The following is a 25383-nucleotide window of genomic DNA, read 5'->3' as shown; positions in this document are numbered from 1 at the left end:
AAAGGCACATAAAAGGCCGCACCACCGTGGTGCGGCCTTAATGCTGTGCGAGGCGGGCGAGTTATCTAGTCGAGGTAATCGCGCAATACCTGCGAACGAGAGGGGTGACGCAGCTTTGACATCGTCTTGGACTCGATCTGACGGATGCGCTCGCGGGTAACTCCGTAGACCTGGCCGATCTCGTCTAAAGTGCGCGGCATGCCATCGGTAAGCCCGAAGCGCAGGCGCACGACGCCAGCTTCGCGCTCGGACAACGTGGTCAGCACGTCCTGGAGCTGGTCCTGCAACAAGGTGAAGGACACGGCATCGACGGCGATGACGGCCTCAGAGTCCTCGATGAAGTCACCCAACTGAGAATCGCCCTCATCACCGATGGTCTGGTCCAGCGAGATGGGCTCACGCGCATACTGCTGAATCTCCATCACCTTTTCTTCGGTGATGTCCATTTCCTTCGCGAGCTCCTGTGGGGTGGGCTCGCGGCCCAAGTCCTGGAGCAGCTCGCGCTGGATGCGGCCCAGCTTGTTGATGACCTCCACCATGTGTACCGGGATGCGGATGGTGCGGGCCTGGTCTGCCATGGCGCGGGTAATGGCCTGGCGGATCCACCACGTGGCATAGGTAGAGAACTTGTAGCCCTTGGTGTAGTCGAACTTTTCTACCGCACGGATAAGGCCCAAGTTGCCTTCCTGGATAAGGTCCAAGAAAGCCATGCCGCGGCCGGTGTAGCGCTTGGCCAAGGAGACCACAAGGCGAAGGTTGGCCTCCAACAGGTGGTTCTTAGCCTTTCGTCCGTCCCTAGCGATGCTGCGCAGATCGCGCTTTTCCATGGGGGAGAGCTTGGCAGCCTTATCGCCCTCCGCGCGAGCCTTTTCCATCTCGTCCATGCGGTGCTGCGCGTACAGGCCGGCCTCAATGCGCTTGGCCAAAGAGACCTCCTGCTCAGCATTCAGCAGGGCAACCTTACCGATCTGCTTGAGGTACGCGCGCACGGAGTCGGCGGAGGCGGTCAGCTGTGCATCCTTGCGCGCCTGGCGCAGGGCGACGGATTCTTCCTCATCCCAGACAGAGGACGTATCTTCTACTTCGTCCTCGTCTTCTTCTTCTTCGCCCAACTCTTCCTGAATATCGTCTTCATCGAGGTCAGTGGGGGCATCGAATTCGTCCTCTTCGATGTCCTCATGAGTTGGGTCGAAGTCGACGTCATCCGCAGGGGCATCTTGCTCAACGGAATCGAGCTGATCCTCTGCGTCCTCTGCCTCCTCCGACGGCGCTTTCTCCGCGGAGTTTGCAGGGGAGTCTTGCGGTTCCGCCGCAGAGGCTCGCACGGTCTTCTTGACAGCTTTCTTGGCTGATTTCTTCGCCGACTTCTTGGCGGTTTTCTTCGCCGTTTTCTTGGCAGTCTTTTTCGCCGTCTTTTTAGCTGTCTTCTTGGCGGTTTTCTTCGCCGTTTTCTTTGCCGTCTTTTTGGCGGTCTTCTTTGCAGGAGTAGATGCCTCGACAGACTTATCGTCCTCGCCGAGTGCCTGGTCTGAAGAATCAGTGGCTGCCACGTACGCCCTTTCGACTTACTACTTGATGGGAATAGCTCACCGCACCCGCACAGGGTGGCAATAGCATTAAGAAATGCTAGCGGGTGTAGGCCTTATGCAGGTCAGACACGCCCGAGAGCCATGCAATTTTGGATCGACCGCCCAGTATAGGCGATTTTTGCACAATGCCGGTAGATAGGGTTAATGCAACGGCGATTTTATGGCTCTAGGCCTTCCAATACCGCCATCGCTGCACCTACAATACCCGCACGATTTTGCAACTGTGCAGGCATAACGGGGGTATCAATGGTTAAGTGGTGTCCCCATTTGTGGAATTTGCGAGATATGCCACCCCCGATCAGGAATGCTTGCGGGTTAAATAATTTCTCGTATTCTTGCAGCACTCGATTGAGCCGAGGCGTCCACTCCTTGTACTTCAGCCCTTCGCGTTCCTTGGCGGCGGAGGACGCGATCGCCTCGGCTTCGTTAGTTTCCACCGTGAGGTGGCCAAGCTCGGTATTGGGGAAGAGCTGCCCGTTGAGGAAGAAGGCCGATCCGATGCCGGTTCCCAGCGTCAAAAAGATGACTGGCCCGGTTTTGGCCAACTCGTTTCCATACGCGACTTCCGCAAGTCCTGCGGCATCGGCATCATTTAAGACCACAAAATCAACGTCTAAATAACGCGAAAACAACTCGGTGGTATCCACGCCTATCCACTCAGGTGAGATATTGGCAGCGGAGTGCACCGTGTGGTTCGACACTACCGAGGGCAAGGTGATGCCGACGGGCTTGTCCCACTCTTTTTCGCGCACAATTTGGGCTACTACCGTGGCTACCTCATCTGGTGTGGACGGCTGTGGGGTAGGGATCTTTAGCCGCGAACCCACGAATTCACCGTTTTTGAGGTCGACTTCTGCGCCCTTAATGCCGGAGCCGCCGATATCGATGCCAAATGAGTGGCCAGTATGAGTAGTCATGCTCGCAAGTGTAGAAGAAGGCACAATGGTTGGCATGGATCATGACATAGATTTTCTGCAGTTGCGAGATTTTGCGGAATCTACCGCGATGCACGCGGCGGAACTTATCCGGACGCGCCGCGCCGACTTGGTCGCTGGAGACGGTATTGCGGCACATACTCAGACGAAATCGAGCGCCGTCGACCCGGTAACGGAGGTCGACACCGCCACTGAGGAGTTTATTACGCGCACGATTAGGGAAAGCCGCCCTGGCGATGGCTTATTAGGTGAGGAAGGCGCGAGCTTCGACGGGACGACCGGCGTGCGGTGGATCGTGGACCCCATCGACGGAACCGTCAATTTCCTTTACGGCATTCCGGACTACGCGGTCTCCATCGGTGCGGAATACGATGGCCGCCTGGTAGCAGGCGCTGTGGTCAACGTGGCGCGGGGGCAGGTGTATTCCGCAGCGGCAGGCGAGGGTGCCACGGTTACCACTGCGGATGGCACGCGGTCCTCGCTGCGATGCGGTGAACAAGATGATCCCGCGCTTTCCTTGGTTGCGACGGGATTTGGTTACGGCGCACAGCGGCGCAAACACCAGGCGGAGCTGCTGACCAAGTTGCTGCCGCAGGTCCGCGATATCCGCCGCATCGGCGCAGCCGCCCTTGATTTGTGCCGCGTGGCCGAGGGGAGCGTAGATGCCTATTTCGAGCACGGCATTAACGCTTGGGATTTTGCCGCCGGTGCTCTCATCGCCCGCGAGGCAGGAGCTAAAGTCCACCATCCAGGGCTGGACAAGGGGTCCGCCGATGGTGAATTAACCTGGGCTGCGGGGGTGAATTTGGCACCCGCATTTGAGGAACTTTTGGCAGCACATGGCGCTAAGGAAGCGATGCGGGGGGTGAAGGATCTAAGAATTTCTTAGCAGCAGGATGACATATCGGTGTTTGTCCTTTACTATGCGCGATCGATAAACAACTATTCCTAAAGCAACTCGACTTATAGGGGCGTGCAGTATGGCCACCGATTATGACGCACCGCGCCGCGGTGCAGAAGACGAACTTGAAACTGACTCTTTAGAGGGACTGAAAGCAGCTGAACCCGAAAGCAATGGCATGGATGACGATGGCGAAATCGTCGAAGCATTCCAGCCGCCATCAGTTGACCTCACCGGCGAGGAACTCAACGTACAGGTCGTTCCCCGCCAAGAAGACGAATTTACCTGCGGATCCTGCTTTTTGGTCCAGTCCAATAAGCGTTACTCGCACGAAGAAGATGGCATGCCCATCTGTAAGGATTGTGCCTAAACAGCCAGTATTGGCCTAGCTAGCCGTTACTGCGCACAACCCAAATAAAGATTCACCCCGCCGCAGTTTGCACAGGCAAACGTGGCGGGGTGTGAAGTTTTCCTTGTTTAGCAGACACCTAATGTGCGCGGGAGCTAACTCCCCGGGGCCTCTACTTTCGGGGGGGTGTTCCTATATAGGTTGTCAACTCCGTGGGTGAGTTTGTTGGGGGTGTGAAGGGCTTCTGCTTTGCCTCGTAGATGTTGTTTTCGGGCACGGTGAGGAGCCGATTGGGCTTTTGCGCAATCGGCTTGAGGTGAGGGTCTGTTGGTTCTAGGCTGCTGCGGCCTCCTGGGCTGTGGAGATATCTCGGTAGAGCTCGCCGTTTCGCATCATGGCGAAGAGAACGTTGAGGCGTCGGCGTGCGAGTGCGACGACTGCGGCGTTGTGTCTTTTGCCTTCTTTGCGTTTTCGTTCATAGAATTGCCGGGAACGCTCGTGGAATCTGATCGATGCAAAAGATGATTGCCATAGGGCGTTCTTTAATTTTTTGTTGCCAGCCCTGTTGGGTGAATTCGACATAATGGACGTTCCCGACTGATTCGTCCGCGGTGATAGGCCTGCATAGGACGCTAGGTGGGCTGCATCGGGGAAGTCGGACATATCGCCAACAGTCATGAGGATCTGCGCGGCGCTACGCGGGCCGATACCAGGCATGGATAAAAGAATCTCGGTCTGCGGAATGTCCTGAATCAGCTTGAGTACCTGCGCTTCGATTTCCTTGCGGTGCTCTAGTTTGGCCAGTGCATCTGTGGCGGACATTGTGACGCCAAGTTCGGCGTATTCTGCGCCGGCAATGGACACGGTCTGTTCGTGGATGGCAGCAAGCATGGCATCGATGACAGGCTCAGGATTGCGTGCCCTGTGTTTGCGTGCAAAGGCTTTCAGGCGTGTTCTACCGATGCGTCGAATCTTGGTGGGGCCACCGTATTTTGCAAGTAGGTGGAGGATCCACTTTCGGTGAATCATCTGTCCGCGCAGGACATGTTCGAATGCAGGATAGGTTCCCACGAGCGCGGATCGCATCTGGTTAATCAGGCGTGTGTAGGCCCGGGCGAGGTCTTCGTCGATACCGTTGAGAACTTTCAGCTGGATAAAGACGTCCTCAACGCGGTCGACACTGCGCAAGGAATCTGGAAGGTTAAGACCGGCATGGGCGATAACGTAGGCGTCGCGCACATCGGTCTTACAGTTGCCGACGTGGATGCGAGAGAGCTGCCGCATGGCAAGTCCTGGTAGATAGCGAACGTCGACGCCCATGTCTTGGGCGACTGCGACGGTTAACCGGCCGATGTTGTTGGGTTGATCGACAATGACAAGGACCGAGGCGTCGTCAGCGAGGAATTGGCCAAAGAGCTTGCGTAGCGAGCCTTCATGCTGGTTGATGCGCCTGGACAGGACTTGTCTGCCTTGGGGATCGAGGACGCAGGCGTGGTGGAAGTATTTGCCGACGTCCACGCCAATGACGAAGTCATAGGCCATGGGTGTATGCCTCCTGGCGATGAATGAGAAGTTGGATTATTTAAGCTTCATCGCTGGGGTTGGTCGGACATACTTCACGCTGGCATCCACATTACTGTGAGACCTCATACCACCTGGGCTGGGTCAGGTTCCTATTAGCAGTTTGGAGTATGTCACTGCCTTCGGCGGCATCACCCCCCGGATCATTGTCAGACAGGGACAGAAATAAGCCATACCGAAGCCAGCGACTAGTTCCATTGCCACAAGGCAGAAGGAACGCAGATAAACATAACCTGCCCCAGCATGGGGCTAGGATTACGAATCCTGGGCTCCTCCGAGCGGAACTGCTAACAACGTAATGGGCAGGCCCCCTCAGTTATCCAGCTATATCTAAGGCTGTTCGTCTTTGCCCTTTTCATCCGGTTCGCTTCCTTGCTTTTGCCGTTTCTCCCATAGGTATCGACGAACCAAGAAGATGGGCAGGACTAGAACGAAGTAAAAAGCCATGTACCTCACTACGTGAAGGACGATGCCGTCAGAGCTCACTTCGCTCCAAGAGACTCCTTCCACGTTGGATGAGGACACTCCCCGCCAACCGGTTACTTGGCTGACATAAAATTCAGCGATGACCATTAGCGGCAGTAGCACAAAGGAAAACCACCAAGGAGGTATCCAGGGTTTCCCATCTTTTTGAGTTCTGCCTAAAGCTCCTCCGAAACCCATTGTGATCTCTTCCTAGTCCAACTTTTCACTGACGGTACAAGAACCCGCGTAAGGTGCGACCGAAAGTCTGCTTTAATGCTGTCATGCGGGCTTGCTCGGGGGGGGATGCAGTAGCACGGAAAACACCAACGGCACTCTCACAGGTGATGCCTTCTAAAAAGCAGCGACCCCTAGAATCTACGAATTTTACGCGTGCTGCTCTGGCAGGAAGGCGCGGAGCAGTTGGTCTGGATCTTTCGAGGCAATGAGCCAATATGGGGTGTCATCTTCCGGATCATTGAGGACCATCATGGCGTGCTCGTCAATCCAGGCATGAGAGACCAAGAATGCGGCCGGATCGAATTGCGGGCCCAGTGCGTTATGGCGCGCAGACTTTGGAACGGTAATCGAACGAGAGACAACCTCATTGGGTAGCTGTGCGTCTTTGACGAGCAGCCACCGCGTGCCATCTTCATCTTGTTCTACTTGCACAACGGTCCCAGACCACGTGATGAGCACCCAGATAGCGATGGCTCCGAGCAGGACCGCGGGAATGATGGTCCACCACACAGAGCGGTTGAGTCCGGCCGTAGCTGAGGTTAAAGCCACAACGATTGCTGCAAAAATCCAGAAGTACCACGGCACCCATTGGCGTTCGCGATACAACACTTTCGGGTCAGCGGGTTGAGGAGCAGGAATATCAGACACGTCTAGGCAGTCTAGTCCACTCCAGGCGCAGAATGAACCGGCTGGGGCAGGTAGGATTGGCTAAGTGACTGATTCGAATTCGCTACCGCAGGAACTAACGCCAGTAGGAGACGTCAAAATTAAGCGCCTCGATAAAGGGCTGCCGATGCCATTTCGGGCCCATCGGGGTGACGCCGGCGCCGATCTTTATGCTGCCGAGGCGCTTACCCTCCAACCTGGCGAACGCGCCCTCGTTGGCACCGGTATAGCCATGGCCTTGCCGCTGGGCACCGTGGGATTAATTCATCCGAGGTCTGGCCTAGCAGCTAAACACGGGCTGTCCATTGTCAATACGCCGGGTACCGTGGATGCTGACTACCGCGGGGAGATCAAGGTGTGCCTGATCAACCACGATTCCCACACCCCGATCGAGATCGAGCGCGGCATGCGCATCGCTCAACTCGTGGTACAGCGTGTAGAACTAATGGATTTTAGCGAAGTAGAAGACTTGGATGAGACCGACCGCGGTACCGGCGGCTACGGATCAACCGGGGTATAGAAAGGTTTAAACACATGGGTATTTGGCCATTTGGCAAAAAGAAAAACGATGACAACCGGAAGGAAGAGCCGGAGGCCTCACGGCAATCGCAGCCGCAAGAGCCTGCCGCTGATTCCGCAGGATCGGCTTCGGCTGAATCGAATTCCTTTGCATCCGTAAAAGATACGGCTGCCGATGCCGCCGCAGCTTCGGGACAGGTGCCAACGGAGTTTGCCCACGACGCCGTAAATGGCGAAACCGGCCCCTTCGATGGCGATTCCGTCAATATCGAAGACTTTGACTTTGCTGATTCTTCCATCGGCATCCTTGACCTTGGCTCGATGCGCATTCCGCTGCCCAAGGATTCCCAGGTCCAGGTAGAAATGGGCGAACAAGGCCCGAAGATGCTGCACATTGTCACCAAGGCGGGCCGTATTACTCCCGTTGCCTTCGCAGCTCCACGCAAGCCTGGCCAGTGGGCTGAATCCGTGGAAGAAATCAAGGAAGGCATGAGCCGCGATGGGCTATCCGTCACCACGGAGCAAGGCCCTTGGGGGCTGGAAATCGTTGGCAAAAATGACAACGGCCAACTGCGCGTCATTGGCGCCGAAGGCCCGCGGTGGATGCTGCGCTTAACTCTTGCAGCACCTACCGGCCTTGAAGAAGATTTAGCGCAGATCGCGCGCGACGTAGCATCGCGCACCTTTGTCTACCGCGGTGAAGATCCCATTTTGGCGGGCAATGCACTGCCGGTCATCATGCCCAAGCAGCTGGTGGAGCAGGTCAAACAAGCCATGGAAAAGCGCCAGCAGGACCAATCAGGCGCAAATTCCCAGGGGCAGGCGGCCCAAGGTCACCCAGAAAACGGAGTAGGCGGCCCCGATCCCGCAGCTGAGGCGGAAGCCGAACAGCAACTGCGCGATTTGGGCGCGCAGCCACCCAAGGGGGACAATGAATCTCCCGCACATGACAAAGACAAGGGGTCTAACCCCGATACCGATAAGTAAGTAAAGCAGAACGCTACGTGAGTAACTCTTTGCCGGAGCCGCAGGCTCCACAGCTAGGCGACGATCAGGACCGCGATAATGAGCCAACTCTGTTGGAACAAATGGGAGGCCTTCCCGGACTGGTTGCGGCCACCTTGCCCATCGTCGTCCTTATTCCAGTTAATAGCCTTTACGGCCTAACCCCGGCGCTCATCTCCGCGCTGGGTGTGGCGGTAGTGATCGCCATATGGCGCATCGTTCGCAAACAGACCATTCAGCCGGCCATCTCTGGCCTTATCGGGGTGGCCATTTGCGCCGCCATCGCCTGGTTTACCGGCGATGCCAAAGGCTACTTCCTATACGGCATTTGGATGTCACTGGCCCTGTTTATCGCCGCGTCGCTATCAATTCTCTTCCGGTGGCCGGCCGTTGGCGTTATCTGGAAGGGCTTGAACGGCGATGATATGGCCTGGCAGAAGGTAAAGCTTGCGCGCAGGGCCTATTCCATTGCCACCGCCGGGTGGGCCGTTATCTTCTTAGCGCGGTTTATTATCCAGCGCGCGATTTATGATGCCGGGGAGACGACCGCCTTGGGCATTACCAGGATCGTCATGGGCTGGCCCTTGACGCTATTGGTGACCGCATTGACCGTGTGGATGGTGCGCCGCGCAGATGCCGCGGTAGAAGCGGCAGAAAATGCCGGGCTTGCCACAAGTTCAGATCGCAGTACACAAGAGTTCGAGGCAGAAAATGAATGAGTCCGCTCTATCTCGCGGAAACACCCTGGAGGTCACCATTGACCGCATGGCCCATGGTGGACTTGGCATCGGCCACGCCTCAGACGGGCGCGTCGTCTTCGTTCCCCGGGCTTTTCCGGGGGACACGGTTCGCGCAACCGCCGGTAAGGTGAAAAAGTCCTTTATCAAGGGCGAACTCGATAGCATCGTCACCGCAGGGGCTCTGCGCGTACCCAGTAGTTGCCCCGCCGCGGAGCTTGGTGCTGGGTGCTGCGATTTTGCAGAGTTGGATCCCGCAGCGGAACTAGACATCAAGATGGACGTTCTCCGCGAACAGCTGCGCCGTAGCGGCATAGAAGGGCTCGAGTCCCTCACTATTGAACAACACGACCTGCCGCCGGTACGGGGCTGGCGGACGAGGGTCAGGTTGGGCGTCGACAAGCAAGGCCGCGCCGGATTGCGGAAGTACCGCTCGAATGAGCTGGTGACTTCTGTCGGTTGTACCCAACTAGCAGATGGCTTGATTGATGGTTTGGTAGGCGACGGCGCGCGGCTTTTTACCCCGGGGGCCGAAATCGTCGCGGTTCTCGATGGCGCGGGTAACCGGCATGTGGTGGAAACGCGCAAGGCACCGCGGGGCAGGCGCGTGGAGACCATTCGCGAGGTCATCGAGGGCTCTGGCACCGTGGTCGAATACGTCAATGGCCGCGAGTTTTCCTTCCCTGCCACGGCCTTTTGGCAAGCGCATGTTGCGGCGCCGGAACTTTATAGCGCTGCGGCGGGGCAGTGGCTGGCCGGCCGGAATTACCAGCAGAAGATTGCCTGGGATTTGTACGGCGGCGTCGGTTTATTCGCGCCCGCGCTATCAGAAGCCACCGGCGGAAAAGTCATTTCCGTGGACTATTCGCCCGCGGCAACGGCGACTACGCAGCCGGGGTTGCGTGATATCGATATTGCAGTCAAATCCGCGAAGGTAGAACAGGTTGCTGCGCAATTGCCCCAACCTGGTGCCGTGGTGCTCGATCCGCCGCGAACCGGGGCGGGCGAGCAGGTTATCCGCGCCGTGGCGGAGGCAAAGCCGCAGGCCGTGGTTCATGTGGGCTGCGATCCCGCAACCTTTGCCCGCGATCTATCCCTGTGGCACAGCGCTGGGTACAAGCCTGAGAAAATGGCGCTAATCAATGCCTTTCCTGGCACCCATCACTTTGAGGTTATCTCTCTTATTACCCCAGATAACGAAGCAGATAAGCCGGCGCAGAGTTCCGTTTAACGCGAAAATACCTCGCCTGAAGTAATGAGCCGATATAAAAGAAAATACGGACCACGGGTACGGTGGATAGGAAGAACTAAGCACAGAAGGAGTTGAAGGCCGCTCCATGACTATCTTGGATACCATAAACTCGCCGCAAGACCTGAAGGCACTGCCTGCAGATAAGTTGGAGGAACTTGCGGCGGATATTCGCCAGCGCCTCATCGATAAGGTATCGGTGACTGGTGGGCACTTGGGGCCCAATTTGGGCGTGGTGGAATTGACCATTGCGCTGCACCGGGTCTTTGATTCCCCGCGCGAGCCCATCATCTTCGATACCTCCCACCAGTCTTATGTGCACAAAATGCTCACTGGCCGCACGGCCCAATTCGATACCCTGCGCCAAAAGGGTGGCCTGTCCGGTTATACGGACCGCGGTGAGTCCGAGCACGACTGGACGGAATCCTCGCATGCTTCCGCCTCGCTATCGACTGTGGATGGACTCTCTAAGGCCTTCAAGATTCGCGGGGAAGGCCACCGCAATGTCATCGGCATCGTCGGCGATGGCGCGCTTACCGGCGGCATGTGCTGGGAAGCGCTCAATAATATCTCTGAAGATAAAAAGCGCAATGCGGTCATCGTGGTCAATGACAACGGTCGCAGCTATTCGCCCACGATTGGCGGCATTTCTGAAAACCTGGGGCGCATTCGTTCCCAGCATGGCTACGACGAGCTCATGGAGCAGGGCAAGCGCCGCTTGAAATCCATGGGGTGGGTAGGCGAGCGCGCCTTTGATGCGCTCCATGCCATGAAAGAAGGCGTCAAGTCCACGGTCTTGCCCACGGAGATTTTCCCTGAGCTGGGGATTAAATATATTGGCCCCATTTACGGCCATGACATCGATGGTTTGGTGCATGCGCTTTCCTATGCCCGCGATTATGAGGGCCCCATTATCGTGCATGTGGTCACGGAAAAGGGCCACGGGTTTGCGCCTGCGGTCAATGAGCCGAAGGATCAGATGCACTCGACGGGCGCTATCGATCCGGTAACCGGCGTAGCGAAGGGCACCAAGCAGCCGGGGTGGACGGCCGCATTTTCTGAAGAATTGATCGCGGCGGCGGAAAAGCGCGATGACATCGTTGCAATCACCGCAGCCATGGCGGGTCCTACGGGGCTGGCTCCCTTCCAGGAGCGTTTCCCAGAGCGGTTCTTTGATGTGGGCATCGCCGAGCAGCACGCGATGGCCTCTGCCTCTGGTTTGGCTTTGGGCGGCATGCACCCCGTGGTGGCTGTGTATTCCACGTTCCTGAATAGGGCTGTGGATCAGGTGATCATGGATATTGCCTTGCTCAAGCTGCCGGTGACCATCGTGCTGGACCGCGCGGGCGTGACGGGATCTGATGGCGCCTCCCACAACGGAATTTGGGATATGTCCTTAATGAGCATTGTCCCTGGCATGCACATCGCTGCCCCGCGCGATGGTGCGCGCCTGCGCGAGCTCTTTCACGAATCTCTGGACATTGATTCTGGGCCTTCAGTCGTCCGGTTCCCCAAGGGAAACTTGCTGCCCGATATGGAAGCCGTGGATACGCTTGCCGATGGCGTCGATATCCTCTACTACGGCGAGGCTGACGCCGGTGAGGATACCCCCGAGGTCCTCATCGTTTCTATCGGTGCGATGTCCGCACGGAGCATTAAGGCCGCGCAAGAGCTGGAGAAGCAGGGGCTCAACGTCACGGTCATTGACCCGCGATGGGTCGCGCCAGTGGCAAGCTCCGTCATCGCTATGGCGGCAGATCACGATCTGGTGGTGACGGTAGAAGACGGCCTCATTCGCGGCGGCATCGGGTCCATGATTGCTGAGGCTCTCGGAGCCGCAGAGGTGGATACCCCGGTGCGGCGCCTTGGCGTTCCTGGCTACTTCCCCAAGCACGGTTCCCGCGGCGAGGTTTTGGAAGAGTTTGGCCTAAGCCCAGAGCTCATTGCTGCATCGATTACCGAGTGGGTAGACAACCTCACCGATTAGTGCGGCTGGGAAAATAGGCTCGCGATCAATGCTGGGGCAACGAGGTTGACCTGCCATGACCGCGCGCCTTCGCTTTCTAGGAAGGCGGGCACGTCTTCAGGCTGGCTGATGGTTCCGCTCCCACCAATCGCCGCCCACACGGCAGCGCGGAGGGTAGCGGGTCGCAGTAGCAGCTCCGATGGTAGCCCGAGCTCTTCGGCGATGTCCCCAACGGCGGCGCGGATTTGCTGATACTCCTCCCACAGTTCTGGATACTCCCTGGACCACACCGATTTGGAGGGAACGGTTCTTTCCTCACGGAGCGAACCCGGGCGCCCCCGCGGTGGAATTTTCTGGGACTGCTGCACCGCCCGCAACCAGCGCTGCGCGGCACCCTTGCGCCGCCGCGGAAACCCCTTGATGCGGGTGAGCTGCGGCTGCGTGCTGGGCAAAACCCGGGCTATCTCTACCAGCACCTTATTGGGCAGTACCCGCCCAGGCGCGGTATCGGTTCGCCGGCTAATATCATCGCGCAGGTTCCACAGTGATTGCGCCGCGGCGCGCTGCTTCCCATTCTTTAAGCTCGATACTCCCTTGATATCGCGCCAGGAGCCCGGCTGTGGGGAGGTGTCATGTGCATGCTTGGCGACGATTGCCGCGCACTCCTCCAGCATCCACTCCAGCTTTTCTTGTTCGGCCAAGATATCGCGCAGCGTCGTAGCTAGTTCCAGCAGGAGCTCGACATCGAGTGCGGCATAAGCGCGCATTTCTTCACTCAACCGCGGGATGGACCAGTCATCGTCGCCGTGGCCCTTTTCTAACTGGACATCGAAAAGCTCCGCGATAATGGCGCCCAAATTGGTGCGGTGAAAGCCAGCAAACCGGGCGGCTAATTCCGTATCGAAAAGGGTGCCGGGGAAAAGCCCGAGCCACCCAAGAGAGGGGAGATCCGAGGGGGCGGCGTGAATGATCCAGTGCTGACCATTGAGCACCGGGGCCAGCACCTGGGTTAACTCCGCGCGGTGGCCTTCTGGAGCAAAAAGCATCGTCCCGGCGCCGCGCCGGCGGATCTGGATGAGAAAGGCGCGGTCATCGTACCGGTAACCTGAGGCGCGTTCGGTATCGATGGCAAAGGGCCCAGTACCCGCTTGCAACCGCGCGGCCGCCTCGGCAAATTCCGCCGGGGTGGATAAGACCTTCGGAATACCCTCTTTCGGACGCTTCCGAAATTCCACCATCTTAGCGGCCGAGCTCAGTAACGCCTTCAGGCGGCAGGCCCGCGACGTTGGCTAATACTTGTGCAAAGGCCTGCACGTGCGGTGCTAAATCTAGTCCCTCCGCGGTCCACGATGCGCGCATTTCAATCTGATAAGCGCGCGGGGGACCGCCGATCTCTCCGAAGCGGACCGAAGCGGTGGAGGTGACGGTGCCGCCGAGGTTGGTAAGCTCCGCGCCCTCTTTTTCTAAGCCTTCATTGAGCCACTGCCAGGCGACGTCCGGCAGCAACGGATCTCCTGCTACCGAATCATCCATATCGGCCTGGATATACGCCACTAGGCGCATCGCGCCCTCCCAGGCCTCTTCCGCGCCTGGGTCATGGAGGAGGATGAGGCGCCCGAAGGCATCGCCATCTGAATCGGTGGCGATAATATCGGGCTCCTCTTCCGTGCCCACCTCAAGGCCAATGGCGTGGCTAAAGGGGGCTAGCCGCTGCGGTGGGCGAATGGACCCGAGGCTAATCTCAGGGCGAAGAGTGGCCGCGTGCATGGACTCTACCGCCTGAGTAAAAGCCGGTGGCGTCGTCGGCTCTTGTGCCTCGTCGTTGCGGCGTAGGGAGGTAAAGGCTGCACCATCTCCGGAGTTGCCTCCGGCATTCTTACCGGCGCTGGGCGTGGTCGATTCGGAATTACTCACCTTGATAAAGCTATAGTTTCGCTACCTTGAGCTGGCGGAGGCGCGCCGATAGTGGGAGGCACACAGGGGAGAGGGATGACAATCGGTGTAACTCCAACTTATGATGGATATGTCCGAATATTCGAATAAGCTTCTGCAAAGGAGAAGGCAATGGCGAAGCTCGATTTCAAGGAACTCAACGAAGTACAGCAGTACTCCCAACACGCCGTTTTTAAGGTGATCCCAGGCGGCCTGGGCACCGAGCGCGAGGAGATTATCTCCCAAGCCCAAGAATTCTTTGCGGAGCTAGAAAAGGACAATAAGGTCACCGTTCGCGGCGTCTACGATCTGACCGCGATGCGCGATTCTGCAGACTTCATGATCTGGTGGCACGCTGAGGAATTTTCCGATATCCAAAAAGCCTTCGGCGATTTCCGCCGGGAGACCACCTTGGGCCAGGTAAGCGAGGTGACCTGGATTGGAAACGCCTTGCACCGGCCGGCCGAGTTCAATAAATCCCACTTGCCTTCCTTCATCATGGGGGAAGAGCCCAAGGAGTGGATTGCCGTCTATCCATTCGTGCGTTCGTATGACTGGTACACGATGGACGAACAAAAGCGCCGCCGCATTTTGATGGAACACGGCATGCAGGCACGCGACTACCCCGACGTGCGCGCCAATACTGTGCCGGCATTCGCGCTTGGGGATTATGAGTGGGTGCTAGCCTTTGAGGCCGACGAGCTGCACCGCATCGTGGACCTGATGTATAAGATGCGCTATACCGAAGCCCGCCACCACGTCCGCGAGGAAATTCCTTTCCACACCGGACGCCGCGTGAAGGACATCGCAGAACTCATTAAGGTTTTGCCTTAAGATGTGAAACAAAAACAGCGCTGGGAGCACCCTTTACTGGAGCGAGCTCCCAGCGCTGTCATTTGATCTCACTGCGCGTGGTAGTGAAATCCTAGTTTTCCTCGATGGGCTTTTCTTCCAGGTTCAAGGAAATAGAGTTGATGCAGTAGCGCAGGTCAGTCGGGGTATCGTAGCCTTCGCCTTCAAAAACGTGGCCCAAGTGGGACTCGCAGTTGGCGCATAGTACCTCGATGCGGCGCATGCCCAAGGAGTTATCTTCCCGCTCGATGATCTTGTCACCGGCTAGCGGGGAGAAGAAGGAAGGCCAACCACAGTGGGAATCGAACTTCTCGGTGGAACGGAATAGCTCCTCGCCGCAGGCCTTGCAGGAGTAGACACCTTCTGTGGTGGTATCGGTGTATTTGCCCACGTGCGGAGGCTCCGTACCAGCTTCGCGCAATACGTAATATTCTTCGGGGCTAAGGCGCTTTTGCCAGTCGGCATCAGCAATGAGCTTAAAATCAGTCATGACTTTAAGTTTAATCCTTTATTTGCGTTGCACGCCACCATCCGGCAACGCAGGCGAAGATGATGACGATGAGCAGGCTCCATCCCACGGTGCCGGAGAAGAAGTTCATCCACCGCCCAGCATCCGGGTGCGCGTGCGATGTCCACGACACAGGCGCCAAGAACAGGAACGCGGCCACCCATGCGCCCACTGAGTGAAAGACGGAGCGCGGCAGGACCACGGTGAATATCAGCGGGAATAGCCACATTGAATAATATTGCTGTCCTAGCGAGGACAAGAAGAAGATCCCCACCATAATCGCGCCACTCGTCGTCAGCGCCCAAAACACCGGTTCGGATTGTCGCCACCGCAATAGCCCAAGCACCGTGCAGCCGATCAAGGCAGCGAAGATTACCCACACCACCCAGTAGAGGACTGGTCCAAATTCCACATAGGCGCGTAATCCCGCCCAGGAGGAATTGGCATAATCGCGGGTCGTGGACAGATAGGGCACAAGCTTGTCCAGGTAACCGCTTGCACCGGGCACCAGGGGCCACGCGAGGAGGTTAAGCACCACTGGAATCCCCAGCCCCGCGAGGAGGTTGCGCCACTGCAGCTTGACTAGGGGCAAGAAGAGGAGGGGCGCGAATTGGGGCTTAATCAAAATGGCTAGCCCAATGGCTATGCCGGAAACCCACGCGAGCTGCGGGGTGCGCTCAGCCTCTAAGAAAGCCCACAGGAAAAGCACCATGCAGAATAAGAGCACACCGTTGATATTGGTAAACGCCAAAGTATTGGTGACAGATTCGGTAGCGAAAGCTAAAGCGATAGAGACCGGAAACACCGGCGAGGTGAGCTTTCTTCCCACCACGTGGGTCAGCAGTGCTAATGCGACAATGATGGCAAGGGCATTGACCACGATGAAAAGCCCGCGCGCTGGGCCAAAATCGAGCCACGCTAAAGGCGATAGGAATAGCGTTGCACCCGGGGTGTAGAGATACAACGGATCCACATGGTTATAGGCCTGCTCATACACCGGAATACCGTCGACCATGCGCCTTAGCGCGCTATAGACCGTGGTGAAATCATCAGTCAGCGTCCCATTGCGCGCGACGATGAAAACGCGCTGAATGACGAGGAGAACGGCAATAGGCCATGCGGCGGCGTTTATTCGAGCAGACACGACCTTTTAGTCTACGGGTTCAGACGCGCGCGAGTATCGCAGAAACACCGTGCTATCAGTATCTGCGGCAATATTTTCTAGGTGCATTCGGCGGTGGGAGTGCGTGCCATGAAAGGTAGCCACGGGCTTTTCCACGCCGGTGGACAGGTGGGGATCCAAGGTGAGATACATCTGGTCGATGGCATCGATATGCACCAGCTGGCCGAGCATTCCTGGCCCACCCTCGCAAAGGATGCGCTGAAATCCCCGCTCCCGCAATACGCGGAGGTAGTCCTGCATGGTGCCTTCACCTGCATCGATTACCTCTGCGCCTGCCGCCTCAAGAGGACCTTTCCTCGCGGACACCTCCGGGTTCTGCAGCGCCGCGTGGGGGACAAGGAAGAGCGGGGCGGTGGTGAAGTGGGTTAAGAATTTCGAGTCCGGCTCAAACTTCAAGCTTTGCGTGGGTACGGCAATGGGAGCGGGAGGCGAATCGGGAGAGTGTTGCTCTACTCCCGAATAATCTTCTGACCTGACCGTTTGCCCACCCACAAAAACAACGTCCGCCCAGCCACGCAGGGCCTGGAAAAGCTTTCCGTCGGTGTCATTGCCCATGGCCTCAGAAAGGTCGTTGATGGTGGCAGACCCGGTGAGGGTAGAAACCATATTGGCCCGGAGGGCGGGTAGGTAAGAGGGCTCGGGCCCTAAAAGCGAAGCGATGTCCATGCTCTGCCAGTGTAATGGTTCTGCCGGGGTGAATCGCCCTGTCAGCTACACCAGCCGAATGAGCACCACACCGGTTAAAAGGAGGGCAATGCCAAGCACCTGGCGGGATTTAATGGGGGCGCCGCTTACGCGGTCAATGATGAGCGAGCCCAGCATCGAGCCAAGCAGGCCGGCAACCACGGTGAGACCGGTACCAATCTGCGGAACGAGGGCGGCGTTGCCGAAGATGAAAAGCGCGCCCAATACACCGCCTATCCACATCCACCACGGGTTGGGTTTTCCTTCCGGGCGCTCGATGCGCGGGCGCCAGCGCAACACGATATTGACGATGACCAGGGCGGTAACGCCGACGGCGAAAGAAACCAGCGCAGCACTGACCGGAGAGCCCGTGACCTGGCCCAGATGTCCGTTGATAGCGGACTGGCTGGCGGTGAAACAGCCAAAGATAAACCCGGCGAGCCGCCAGAGCCACAGGGCGGTCGCGGAATCCTCGCTACTTGTTGCAGCGCTCGGGGTAGCTACCACCGCAATCACGCCGATAAGCACGATAATGGCACCGATGGCGCGCACTGCTGTGAGAGAAGATTGAGGGGACTCGAAGAGCCCGAAGTGGTCAACTATAAGACCCATGATGACTTGCCCCGCGATGGGTAAGACTACGGTCTGCACCGCGCCTAGGTGTGGAAAGAGAAGAATATTTCCGGTCAAAGCGACAACACCTAGCAAACCGCCGAACCAAATCCAGAGTGGCTCGTTAAAAGCCTGGGCAATGCCGTAGTTACCGCCGGTAACGGCGATGGCCACGATGAGCAGGGTTACCGTTCCTACGGCGAAGGAAATCATCGAGGAGGAAAACGGGGTACCGGTGGAGGCGCGAAGGCGAGTATTAACCAGCGTTTGTATCGGTAAAACCAGACCAGCAAGAATTCCCAAAAGTATCCACAACACGGGTGGACACTTTACTCAGATAAGCCAAAAAGCCTACTTGAATGGGAAAAGCCCATCTAAGCAAACGAAATTAAGCTTAGGTGGGCGGTGGTGGTCCTAACTGGGATTGAACCAGTGACCTTTCCGGTGTGAACGGAACGCTCTCCCACTGAGCTATAGGACCTTGCGGGGGATAAATCTACACCCGGTGCATTCCATTTTCCTAATTGGCTGGATGGAGGGCGCGGAAGGTGGGGTTAAAGCGGATATGTCTGGGAAGGTGAGCGCGCGGGTTAAATGACAACCCTGCAATTCACACCGTCGATAAGTGAGTGATTTACGCCGCGCAATAGGTGTGCTGGGCTGGGGATTTGGAAACTAGCAGGGAGCACGATAATGTTTGTTCACGCACCGCAAAGCATTAAGCAGTGCGGCGCGATGCGGATGTAGCGCAGTTGGTAGCGCATCACCTTGCCAAGGTGAGGGTCGCGAGTTCGAGTCTCGTCATCCGCTCCACGCTTTTCTAGAGGGTATTATGCCACCAAGGAAAGTGGAACTAAATGAATAGCGCGCGATTAGCTCAGTGGGAGAGCGCTTCCCTGACACGGAAGAGGTCACTGGTTCAATCCCAGTATCGCGCACAAGGACTTTGTCCTAGAAACCGGGCCTGGTTTCGCATGCGGATGTAGCGCAGTTGGTAGCGCATCACCTTGCCAAGGTGAGGGTCGCGAGTTCGAGTCTCGTCATCCGCTCCAACACTGTATTGTGTGAGGCGGTATCGCCACGGTGGAATGGCCGAGTGGTGAGGCAACGGTCTGCAAAACCGTGCACACGGGTTCGATTCCCGTTTCCACCTCAACGTCTTAATGCCTTCGGGCATTAGGCGCGATTAGCTCAGTGGGAGAGCGCTTCCCTGACACGGAAGAGGTCACTGGTTCAATCCCAGTATCGCGCACGAGGGTCATCTTGTGGCCCTTGGTGAATCTTTTGATTTACCTGCGGATGTAGCGCAGTTGGTAGCGCATCACCTTGCCAAGGTGAGGGTCGCGAGTTCGAGTCTCGTCATCCGCTCCATTCAAGCCGCCTTGTTAGCAAGGCGGCTTTTTGCATGCGGCAATCTCAAAGCTTCTGTAGTGATAGAGATCGCAGACTTTTTCGCTTCGGTGCGGAACTATGGGGATATGGTTCCCGACTATTGATAGAGACACCCTGATGACCACGATTGTCACCAAGGCATTCGGTGGGATTAGGATGTCTTTGCATGTACACGCAAAATTCAGAACTGAAGGAGCTGAAAATGAGCCATCGCGTACCTTGGTTGCGCCGCACGGCAGTGGCAGTGGGAGCTACCGCGCTTATCGCGGGCGGATCCGCACCCGTAGCACTGGCGCACGATTCCGTCGTGGGCGGAACCGTAAAGGAGGGCGACCAGCTCGAGGAGTTTCCTGAGGAAATTACCCTGGAGTTCTCCGGCATCCCTAAAGACCAGTTCAACACCTTTGCGGTAACCAATAAGGACACTGGGGAACAGATCTTTAGCCAGGAGCCGGAGCTCGATGAACGCGATCTGACGATCACAACTCCAGATGATGTGGATCCCGGCCCAGGTAACTACCAGGTGGGCTACAACATCACCTCCTCGGATGGACACGCAACGCGCGGTGGGGTCTCATTTACGGTCACAGGTGGGGATAGCGATGATGCTTCCTCCACCGACGCTGCAGATGCAGATGGAGCTGCAGATTCTTCAAGCGATATGCCCACGTCGGTGAAAATCATCCTGGCAGTGGGCGGTGTGCTGGCCATAGCGGCCGTTCTGGCTTTGCTGATTGCTAAAACCCGTCGAAACGACTCGAAAGGTCACAAATAATGACTAAGAAAATTTCCCACCTGATTGCCGGCGTATCCCTCAGCGCCCTGGTTCTTGCTGGTTGCTCCCCGGATAACGAGAGCGATTCCAGCAACTCGGAGTCGACTTCGGCCGCTTCTTCCACCGCAGAAACCAGTAAATCTACCGCTGCAGCGGATAAGGACCTGACCTTCGAGGACGCCGTCGTCCGCGCCAACGAAGACAAGGACATGACCGCCATCTTCGGTACGTTGGTCAACCACTCGGATAAAGACATCGAGATCACCGGTTTCTCCACGAGCCTGGACGCAGAGATGAACCAGATTCACGAGACCGTCGATGGCCAGATGCGCGAAAAGTCCAGCCCCTTGGTTGTCAAGGCCGGCGAGAGCCACGAGCTTGCTCCTGGCGGTGACCACTTCATGCTGATGGGCATGAAGGAAGGCATCATGCCTGGTGATTCGCTCGAGATGACGGTCACCCTGTCTGACGGCGAGGAGCTTGACCTGGGCACCATCCAGGCCCGCACCATGGGTGCTGGCGATGAGGACTACGGCGACATGGAGGGCATGGACCACGGTCACGCAGGCCACGATCACTCCGATCACGCCGGCCATGACCACTCCGGTCACGATCACTCTGGCCACGACCACTCCGGTCACGACCACTCCAGCAAGGACGACGAGAAAGAAAACCACAAGCACTAATCATGACGGGATTCAGCAGAAGGGGATTTCTCACCGGCGCTGCAGTGTCTACCAGCGCCATTGCGCTGGTGGGATGCAACTCGGATAAATCAACACCACACGCTGAAGCGGAGGAGCAGCCCCCGCTTGCCGATGCCACCGTGGCTTTCGACGGCCCACACCAGGCCGGGATTGACACGCCGGAGCAAGCGCACCTGAACTTGGTGGGCTTTGATCTTAAAGGGGGCATCGGCAAGCAGGGCTTTGCCCGGCTCATGAAGCTGTGGACTGAGGACGCGCGAGCGCTGTGCACGGGCCAGCCGCCGTTGGGGACCTTGGAACCGGAAATGGTGCGCCAGCCTGCGAACCTCACCATTACGTGTGGGCTGGGCGAGCGCATTTTCTCCCTGCTGGGCGTGGATAAGCCGAAGTGGCTTGGCGATGTCCGCGCCTATTCCCGCGACCAATTAGATGACAAGTGGGGCCAAACTGACATCGTCCTGCAGATTTGCAGCGATGACCCGCTGATGAATACCTATGCGCTGCGGCACATGGTGCGCTCTGGCGAGCACTATGCCGAAGTTAGCTGGCTGCAGCAGGGCTTTATCAACGCCTACGGCAGCCACGAAAAGGGCGCGACCGCGCGCAATATGTTTGGCCAAAAAGATGGCACCGTGAACCCGCGCGGCGATGAACAATTCGCTGACCAAGTCTGGATCGAGGATGGCCCGAAGTGGCAGCAGGGTGGTGCGGCCATGGTGGTGCGCCGCATCCGCATGAACCTCGATACCTGGGAAAAGCTGGACCGCTCCTCCCGTGAAAATGCGGTGGGCCGCAAGCTGGAAAACGGGGCACCGCTTACGGGTGATAAGGAATTCGATGAGGCGGACTTTAAGGCCACGGATGAGTATGGCCTGCCGGTCATCGATAAGAACTCCCACATGGCGCGGGCGACTGCGCCGAAGGACCACCCGGAGCAAAAGATCTTGCGCCGGCCCTATAACTACGAATTGCCGCCGGATGGCAAGGATGGCCAACTATCCAATATTGGCCAGATTTTCATCTGTTACCAGCAGGATCCCACCAAGCAATTCGAGCCCATTCAGGCGCGCCTTGATGAGGCGGACCTGCTGAATGAGTGGCTGACCCATATTGGCTCGGCAATGTATTTCTGCCCGCCGGGAACCAAAGGCAGCGATGGCAAAGAAACGTGGTGGGCGGAATCGCTTTGCACACATGCTGGCCTGTAGAATGACGATCCGTAAATTTAACTAGTGGATGCGGCCAGGTATGCCGTATCTGCGCGAGCGCAAAAAGGAGCGCGAATATGGCGGAACTTATTCCCGCAGCACCGGTAAATTACGAATCCTTCACCGTGCCGGCCGGGCAAGCGGTTGGTGCGGCCCTCCGCGAGCTGAACCTTCCCAATAAGGGTCCAGAGGCAGTCGTGGTAGTCCGCGGCGTGGACGGTACCCTGTATGACCTTTCGCACACCCCGGATGAGGAATCGACATTTGTCCCGGTAGCCGCCTGTGAGGAAGATGGCCGCGCCGTCATTCGCCACTCCTGCGCCCACGTCATGGCCCAGGCCGTACAGGCCGAGTTCCCCGGCACCAAGCTGGGCATTGGCCCGTCCATTGAAAACGGCTTCTACTTCGATTTCCAGACCGCTGAGCCCTTCACCCCGGAGGATCTCAAGAACCTGGAAAAGCGGATGAAGAAGATCATCAAGGGAGGCCAGCGCTTCGAGCGCCACACCTATGCGTCTACGGCAGAGGCGGAACAGGCCTTGCAGGATGAGCCCTTCAAGCTGGAGCTTATCCAGGACAAGGGCAACGTGGACCCGGATTCCGATGAGGCCGCTGAGGTGGGTGCCGGCGATCTGACGCACTATGACAACGTGAACCCGCGCACCAACGAGGTGGAATGGTTCGACCTGTGCCGCGGCCCGCACGTTCCCACCACGAAATATATCCCAGCCTTTGCCTTGACTCGGTCGTCCGCCGCCTACTGGCGCGGTGACCAGGCCAACGCCGGCCTGCAGCGCATCTACGGCACCGCCTTTGAGTCCAAGGACGCATTGGCCGCCTACCAGACCATGGTGGAAGAGGCAGAAAAGCGCGACCACCGCCGCTTGGGCCAGGAACTAGATCTCTTCTCCTTCCCGGATGAGATTGGTTCCGGTTTCCCCGTATTCCACCCCAATGGCGCGACCGTGCGCATGGAGATGGAAAACCACTCCCGCAACCGCCACGTGCAGGCGGGATACTCCTTTGTCAATACCCCGCACATCACCAAGGGCGACCTCTTCCGTAAATCCGGCCACCTTGATTTCTACTCCGATGGCATGTTCCCGCCGATGCAGCTCGATGGCGAGTATGACGCCGAGGGAAATGCGGTCAAGGAGCCGCAGGACTACTACGCCAAGCCGATGAACTGCCCGATGCACAACCTGATCTTCGCATCCCGCGGCCGTTCCTACCGTGAGTTGCCGCTGCGCCTTTTCGAATTCGGTACGGTCTACCGCTACGAAAAGTCCGGCGTGGTGCATGGCTTGACGCGTGCGCGCGGTTTTACCCAGGACGATGCCCACATTTACTGCACCGAAGAGCAGCTGGAAGAAGAACTCACCCAGGTTCTAGACTTCATTATCTCGCTGCTTGAGGATTACGGCCTCTCCGATTTCTACTTGGAGCTTTCCACCAAGGATCCCAATAAGTTCGTCGGCTCCGATGAGATTTGGGAGCGCTCGACCGCCATCTTGCAGTCCGTGGCAGAAAAATCCGGGCTCGAGCTCGTTCCTGATCCTGAGGGCGCCGCGTTCTACGGGCCAAAGATTTCCGTCCAGGCCCGCGATGCCATTGGACGTACCTGGCAGATGTCCACGGTGCAGCTGGACTTCAACCTGCCGGAGCGCTTCGAGCTGGAATACACCGCATCCGATGGCACGAAGAAGCGCCCGATCATGATCCACCGTGCCCTCTTCGGCTCCATCGAGCGCTTCTTCGGTGTGCTTCTTGAGCACTACGCGGGCGCATTCCCAGCGTGGTTGGCACCGCACCAGGTCATGGGCATCCCAGTCGCGGATGACTTCGTGCCGCATCTGGAGGGCGTCGCCGCAAAGCTGCGCCGCAAGGGCATTCGCGCGGATGTAGATACCTCCGATGACCGCATGCAGAAGAAGATCCGCAATCACACGACGGGCAAAGTGCCCTTCATGCTGGTCGCCGGCGCCCGCGACGTGGAAGCCGGTGCGGTCTCCTTCCGTTTCCTGGATGGCACGCAGGTCAACGGCGTGCCGGTCGATGAAGCCGTTGAGCTCATCTCCACGTGGGTAGCAGAGCGCACCAACGAGCAGCCGACAGAAGAGCTCATTCGTGCCCGGCGCTAATCCGCAGAAGGGGCAAAGCGAGGAAACATTCGTCGATACCGGTGCCGGTGAGCCGGACCGGTTGGAGCGACTGTGGGCACCGTACCGGATGGCCTATATCGCGCAGCGGTCCGAGGATCCCTTCGTGGAAGCCCCGAAGGGCAGCGATGAGGACGGGCTCATCATCGCGCGGGGTGAAACGGTATATGCGCTGCTCAACTTGTTTCCCTATAACGCCGGCCACCTCATGGTGGTGCCGTACCGCAAGGAATCCGAGCTGGAAAACCTCACCGAGGAAGAATCCCACGAGCTTATGGCCTTTGCCCAAAAGGCGGTGCGGGTACTCAAGCGTGTGTCACGCCCAGAGGCCATTAACGTGGGCTTTAATCTGGGGCGCGCGTCCGGCGGCTCGGTGGGAGACCACCTGCATTTGCATGTGGTGCCAAGGTGGCCCGGGGATAGTAACTTTATGACTGTCCTCGATGGGACTAAGGTATTACCGCAACTACTGCAAGACACTCGTCGTGTGCTGGCAGAGGGTTGGCGTGACATGGAAGAGGAGGACTCGCGTGCTTAGCGTGCATGGGCGAAAGCCCGCCGCCGTGGTGGTGGAACCTATAGCCAAGACCTTTTTAAAGTTGGGATTGACTCCCAACGTGGTCACGGTTGTAGGCACTATTGTGACCATCGCCATTTCGGTGATCCTCATTCCTACCGGCCACCTGTTTATCGCCGCCGTATTATCCGGCCTCTTTGCCGCCTTTGACATGCTCGATGGCACCATGGCGCGCCTGACCGGTAAATCGAGCGCTTTCGGTGCCACGCTGGATGCCAGTTGCGACCGCATTACCGATGGCGCGTTATTCTGCGCCATCGCCTGGTGGCTGGTGTATACCGCAGACGCGTCCAAATGGACCGTGGCGGCCTGCCTCATTACCTTGGTATGCTCCCAGGTCATTTCCTATATCAAGGCTAGGGGAGAGGCCTCCGGTTTCACCATGGTGGGCGGCCTGATTGAGCGCCCGGAGCGCCTCATCTTGGCGCTGGGCGGAATCGGCCTTGAGGGCCTGGGCGTAGAGTACGCCGCGGCGGTATCGCTGTGGATCTTGGCGGTTGGCTCAATCTTTACCGTGTACCAGCGCATTGCCATTGCAGCGCGCCAAGATGCCGGAGTATAACTTAAGCGACCTTGGGCGCAGCGGGGGACTATC

General features: G+C 57.8%; 25 protein-coding genes and 7 tRNA genes. 20 read left to right on the top strand and 12 right to left on the bottom strand.

The genetic code is table 11. The features are described from left to right. Positions 1-65 precede the first annotated feature (65 nt). Positions 66-1550: an RNA polymerase sigma factor gene (locus tag HMPREF1287_RS03495; RefSeq protein ID WP_023017376.1), complete on the bottom strand. Its 1485-nt coding sequence runs from the start codon at positions 1548-1550 to the stop codon at positions 66-68. Positions 1551-1747: 197 nt separating this feature from the next. After that, entirely contained in the window at positions 1748-2506 is a 759-nt protein-coding gene (gene ppgK, locus HMPREF1287_RS03490) for a polyphosphate--glucose phosphotransferase (RefSeq protein WP_023017377.1), read from the bottom strand. Between ppgK and HMPREF1287_RS03485 the strand changes: the two genes are divergently transcribed. Both HMPREF1287_RS03485 and HMPREF1287_RS03480 read left to right on the top strand, forming a co-directional pair. Further along, positions 2505-3413, top strand: a complete 909-nt coding sequence (locus tag HMPREF1287_RS03485) for an inositol monophosphatase family protein (protein ID WP_034654073.1) — start codon at positions 2505-2507, stop codon at positions 3411-3413. The two genes, ppgK and HMPREF1287_RS03485, sit on opposite strands and share 2 nt — an antisense overlap. A 91-nt stretch (positions 3414-3504) precedes the next feature. After that, complete coding sequence (locus tag HMPREF1287_RS03480) at positions 3505-3795, top strand: DUF4193 domain-containing protein (RefSeq protein WP_005278945.1); 291 nt, start codon at positions 3505-3507, stop codon at positions 3793-3795. A 312-nt stretch (positions 3796-4107) separates the two neighbouring features. On the opposite strand, the gene HMPREF1287_RS03475 is transcribed toward HMPREF1287_RS03480, so the two are convergent. From HMPREF1287_RS03475 to HMPREF1287_RS03465, 3 genes are all read right to left on the bottom strand, one after another. Beyond that, positions 4108-5316, bottom strand: a complete 1209-nt coding sequence (locus tag HMPREF1287_RS03475; RefSeq protein ID WP_023018187.1) for an IS110 family transposase — start codon at positions 5314-5316, stop codon at positions 4108-4110. A 369-nt stretch (positions 5317-5685) separates the two neighbouring features. After that, on the bottom strand, positions 5686-5928 hold the full coding sequence (locus HMPREF1287_RS03470) for a hypothetical protein (RefSeq protein WP_034654247.1): 243 nt from the start codon (positions 5926-5928) through the stop codon (positions 5686-5688). 276 nt (positions 5929-6204) lie between these two features. Beyond that, the gene (locus HMPREF1287_RS03465; RefSeq protein ID WP_005278947.1) at positions 6205-6666 is read right to left on the bottom strand and encodes a DUF3093 domain-containing protein; all 462 of its coding nucleotides are present in this window, start codon (positions 6664-6666) and stop codon (positions 6205-6207) included. 103 nt (positions 6667-6769) lie between these two features. Between HMPREF1287_RS03465 and dut the strand changes: the two genes are divergently transcribed. From dut to dxs, 5 genes are all read left to right on the top strand, one after another. Next, the gene (gene dut, locus HMPREF1287_RS03460) at positions 6770-7243 is read left to right on the top strand and encodes a dUTP diphosphatase (RefSeq protein ID WP_023017381.1); all 474 of its coding nucleotides are present in this window, start codon (positions 6770-6772) and stop codon (positions 7241-7243) included. A gap of 14 nt (positions 7244-7257) precedes the next feature. Further along, entirely contained in the window at positions 7258-8229 is a 972-nt protein-coding gene (locus HMPREF1287_RS03455) for a DUF3710 domain-containing protein (protein ID WP_023017382.1), read from the top strand. A gap of 29 nt (positions 8230-8258) precedes the next feature. Then, complete coding sequence (locus HMPREF1287_RS03450) at positions 8259-8966, top strand: DUF3159 domain-containing protein (protein ID WP_034654245.1); 708 nt, start codon at positions 8259-8261, stop codon at positions 8964-8966. Then, positions 8959-10215 (top strand): class I SAM-dependent RNA methyltransferase, encoded by a 1257-nt coding sequence (locus HMPREF1287_RS03445; RefSeq protein ID WP_023017384.1) that lies wholly within the window; start codon positions 8959-8961, stop codon positions 10213-10215. Before HMPREF1287_RS03450 ends, HMPREF1287_RS03445 begins: the two co-directional genes overlap by 8 nt. 106 nt (positions 10216-10321) lie before the next feature. After that, positions 10322-12220, top strand: coding sequence for a 1-deoxy-D-xylulose-5-phosphate synthase (gene dxs / locus HMPREF1287_RS03440; RefSeq protein WP_023017385.1), 1899 nt, complete (start codon positions 10322-10324; stop codon positions 12218-12220). Here dxs and HMPREF1287_RS03435 read toward each other — a convergent pair. Further along, positions 12217-13437: an HRDC domain-containing protein gene (locus HMPREF1287_RS03435; RefSeq protein WP_023017386.1), complete on the bottom strand. Its 1221-nt coding sequence runs from the start codon at positions 13435-13437 to the stop codon at positions 12217-12219. The genes dxs and HMPREF1287_RS03435 overlap by 4 nt on opposite strands. Before the next feature lies 1 nt (position 13438). Continuing rightward, complete coding sequence (locus tag HMPREF1287_RS03430; protein ID WP_023017387.1) at positions 13439-14113, bottom strand: DUF3000 domain-containing protein; 675 nt, start codon at positions 14111-14113, stop codon at positions 13439-13441. Between the two features lie 150 nt (positions 14114-14263). On the opposite strand from HMPREF1287_RS03430, the gene hemQ reads away from it, so the two are divergent. Further along, a complete protein-coding gene (hemQ, locus tag HMPREF1287_RS03425; protein ID WP_023017388.1) occupies positions 14264-14965 on the top strand; it encodes a hydrogen peroxide-dependent heme synthase in 702 nt (233 codons plus the stop codon). 91 nt (positions 14966-15056) lie between these two features. Here the strand turns inward: hemQ and msrB are convergent, their stop codons facing one another. From msrB to HMPREF1287_RS03400, 5 genes are all read right to left on the bottom strand, one after another. Further along, the gene (gene msrB, locus HMPREF1287_RS03420; protein ID WP_005283348.1) at positions 15057-15473 is read right to left on the bottom strand and encodes a peptide-methionine (R)-S-oxide reductase MsrB; all 417 of its coding nucleotides are present in this window, start codon (positions 15471-15473) and stop codon (positions 15057-15059) included. Positions 15474-15483: 10 nt separating this feature from the next. Next, on the bottom strand, positions 15484-16635 hold the full coding sequence (locus HMPREF1287_RS03415; protein WP_023017389.1) for a glycosyltransferase family 87 protein: 1152 nt from the start codon (positions 16633-16635) through the stop codon (positions 15484-15486). A gap of 6 nt (positions 16636-16641) precedes the next feature. Beyond that, on the bottom strand, positions 16642-17340 hold the full coding sequence (locus HMPREF1287_RS03410; protein ID WP_023017390.1) for a pyrimidine reductase family protein: 699 nt from the start codon (positions 17338-17340) through the stop codon (positions 16642-16644). Between the two features lie 45 nt (positions 17341-17385). Then, a complete protein-coding gene (locus HMPREF1287_RS03405) occupies positions 17386-18288 on the bottom strand; it encodes a DMT family transporter (RefSeq protein ID WP_023017391.1) in 903 nt (300 codons plus the stop codon). Between the two features lie 88 nt (positions 18289-18376). Then, positions 18377-18451: transfer RNA gene (locus HMPREF1287_RS03400), tRNA-Val, on the bottom strand. A 256-nt stretch (positions 18452-18707) separates the two neighbouring features. Here HMPREF1287_RS03400 and HMPREF1287_RS03395 point away from each other — a divergent pair. The 12 genes from HMPREF1287_RS03395 to pgsA all read left to right on the top strand — a co-directional run bounded on the left by HMPREF1287_RS03395 (position 18708) and on the right by pgsA (position 25350). Beyond that, a tRNA-Gly gene (locus tag HMPREF1287_RS03395) sits at positions 18708-18783 on the top strand. A gap of 53 nt (positions 18784-18836) precedes the next feature. Continuing rightward, a tRNA-Val gene (locus tag HMPREF1287_RS03390) sits at positions 18837-18908 on the top strand. Positions 18909-18946: 38 nt separating this feature from the next. Continuing rightward, positions 18947-19022: transfer RNA gene (locus HMPREF1287_RS03385), tRNA-Gly, on the top strand. 30 nt (positions 19023-19052) lie between these two features. After that, a tRNA-Cys gene (locus tag HMPREF1287_RS03380) sits at positions 19053-19123 on the top strand. A gap of 27 nt (positions 19124-19150) precedes the next feature. After that, positions 19151-19222: transfer RNA gene (locus tag HMPREF1287_RS03375), tRNA-Val, on the top strand. A 43-nt stretch (positions 19223-19265) separates the two neighbouring features. Beyond that, a tRNA-Gly gene (locus HMPREF1287_RS03370) sits at positions 19266-19341 on the top strand. Between the two features lie 187 nt (positions 19342-19528). Continuing rightward, positions 19529-20137: a copper resistance protein CopC gene (locus tag HMPREF1287_RS03365; RefSeq protein ID WP_023017392.1), complete on the top strand. Its 609-nt coding sequence runs from the start codon at positions 19529-19531 to the stop codon at positions 20135-20137. Beyond that, on the top strand, positions 20137-20823 hold the full coding sequence (locus HMPREF1287_RS03360; RefSeq protein ID WP_023017393.1) for a copper chaperone PCu(A)C: 687 nt from the start codon (positions 20137-20139) through the stop codon (positions 20821-20823). The genes HMPREF1287_RS03365 and HMPREF1287_RS03360 overlap by 1 nt, the downstream gene beginning before the upstream one ends. A gap of 2 nt (positions 20824-20825) precedes the next feature. Then, positions 20826-22052 carry a Dyp-type peroxidase gene (locus HMPREF1287_RS03355; protein ID WP_023017394.1) on the top strand — a complete coding sequence of 409 codons (1227 nt, stop codon included), beginning with the start codon at positions 20826-20828 and terminating at the stop codon, positions 22050-22052. Between the two features lie 77 nt (positions 22053-22129). Then, complete coding sequence (gene thrS / locus HMPREF1287_RS03350; RefSeq protein WP_023017395.1) at positions 22130-24193, top strand: threonine--tRNA ligase; 2064 nt, start codon at positions 22130-22132, stop codon at positions 24191-24193. After that, on the top strand, positions 24180-24749 hold the full coding sequence (locus HMPREF1287_RS03345) for an HIT domain-containing protein (protein WP_005283324.1): 570 nt from the start codon (positions 24180-24182) through the stop codon (positions 24747-24749). The genes thrS and HMPREF1287_RS03345 overlap by 14 nt, the downstream gene beginning before the upstream one ends. After that, on the top strand, positions 24742-25350 hold the full coding sequence (gene pgsA / locus HMPREF1287_RS03340; RefSeq protein ID WP_005278979.1) for a phosphatidylinositol phosphate synthase: 609 nt from the start codon (positions 24742-24744) through the stop codon (positions 25348-25350). Before HMPREF1287_RS03345 ends, pgsA begins: the two co-directional genes overlap by 8 nt. The last annotated feature ends 33 nt before the right edge of the window (positions 25351-25383 follow it).

Origin of the sequence: Corynebacterium sp. KPL1986 (assembly GCF_000477975.1) — a bacterium.
GTDB classification, from domain to species: Bacteria; Actinomycetota; Actinomycetes; order Mycobacteriales; family Mycobacteriaceae; genus Corynebacterium; species Corynebacterium accolens.
The sequence above is the reverse complement of the archived record's forward strand: the minus strand, read 5'-3'. Positions and strand labels throughout refer to the sequence as shown.

Bases quoted from the DNA above. Each gene is read 5' to 3' on its own strand.
- HMPREF1287_RS03355 (WP_023017394.1), top strand. From the start codon at position 20,826: ATGACGGGATTCAGCAGAAGGGGATTTCTCACCGGCGCTGCAGTGTCT.
- msrB (WP_005283348.1), bottom strand. From the start codon at position 15,473: ATGACTGATTTTAAGCTCATTGCTGATGCCGACTGGCAAAAGCGCCTT.
- HMPREF1287_RS03480 (WP_005278945.1), top strand. From the start codon at position 3,505: ATGGCCACCGATTATGACGCACCGCGCCGCGGTGCAGAAGACGAACTT.
- HMPREF1287_RS03485 (WP_034654073.1), top strand. From the start codon at position 2,505: ATGCTCGCAAGTGTAGAAGAAGGCACAATGGTTGGCATGGATCATGAC.
- HMPREF1287_RS03360 (WP_023017393.1), top strand. From the start codon at position 20,137: ATGACTAAGAAAATTTCCCACCTGATTGCCGGCGTATCCCTCAGCGCC.
- dxs (WP_023017385.1), top strand. From the start codon at position 10,322: ATGACTATCTTGGATACCATAAACTCGCCGCAAGACCTGAAGGCACTG.
- HMPREF1287_RS03435 (WP_023017386.1), bottom strand. From the start codon at position 13,437: ATGGTGGAATTTCGGAAGCGTCCGAAAGAGGGTATTCCGAAGGTCTTA.
- thrS (WP_023017395.1), top strand. From the start codon at position 22,130: ATGGCGGAACTTATTCCCGCAGCACCGGTAAATTACGAATCCTTCACC.
- HMPREF1287_RS03410 (WP_023017390.1), bottom strand. From the start codon at position 17,340: ATGGACATCGCTTCGCTTTTAGGGCCCGAGCCCTCTTACCTACCCGCC.
- HMPREF1287_RS03475 (WP_023018187.1), bottom strand. From the start codon at position 5,316: ATGGCCTATGACTTCGTCATTGGCGTGGACGTCGGCAAATACTTCCAC.
- HMPREF1287_RS03445 (WP_023017384.1), top strand. From the start codon at position 8,959: ATGAATGAGTCCGCTCTATCTCGCGGAAACACCCTGGAGGTCACCATT.
- ppgK (WP_023017377.1), bottom strand. From the start codon at position 2,506: ATGACTACTCATACTGGCCACTCATTTGGCATCGATATCGGCGGCTCC.
- HMPREF1287_RS03470 (WP_034654247.1), bottom strand. From the start codon at position 5,928: ATGGTCATCGCTGAATTTTATGTCAGCCAAGTAACCGGTTGGCGGGGA.
- hemQ (WP_023017388.1), top strand. From the start codon at position 14,264: ATGGCGAAGCTCGATTTCAAGGAACTCAACGAAGTACAGCAGTACTCC.
- HMPREF1287_RS03365 (WP_023017392.1), top strand. From the start codon at position 19,529: ATGTACACGCAAAATTCAGAACTGAAGGAGCTGAAAATGAGCCATCGC.
- HMPREF1287_RS03455 (WP_023017382.1), top strand. From the start codon at position 7,258: ATGGGTATTTGGCCATTTGGCAAAAAGAAAAACGATGACAACCGGAAG.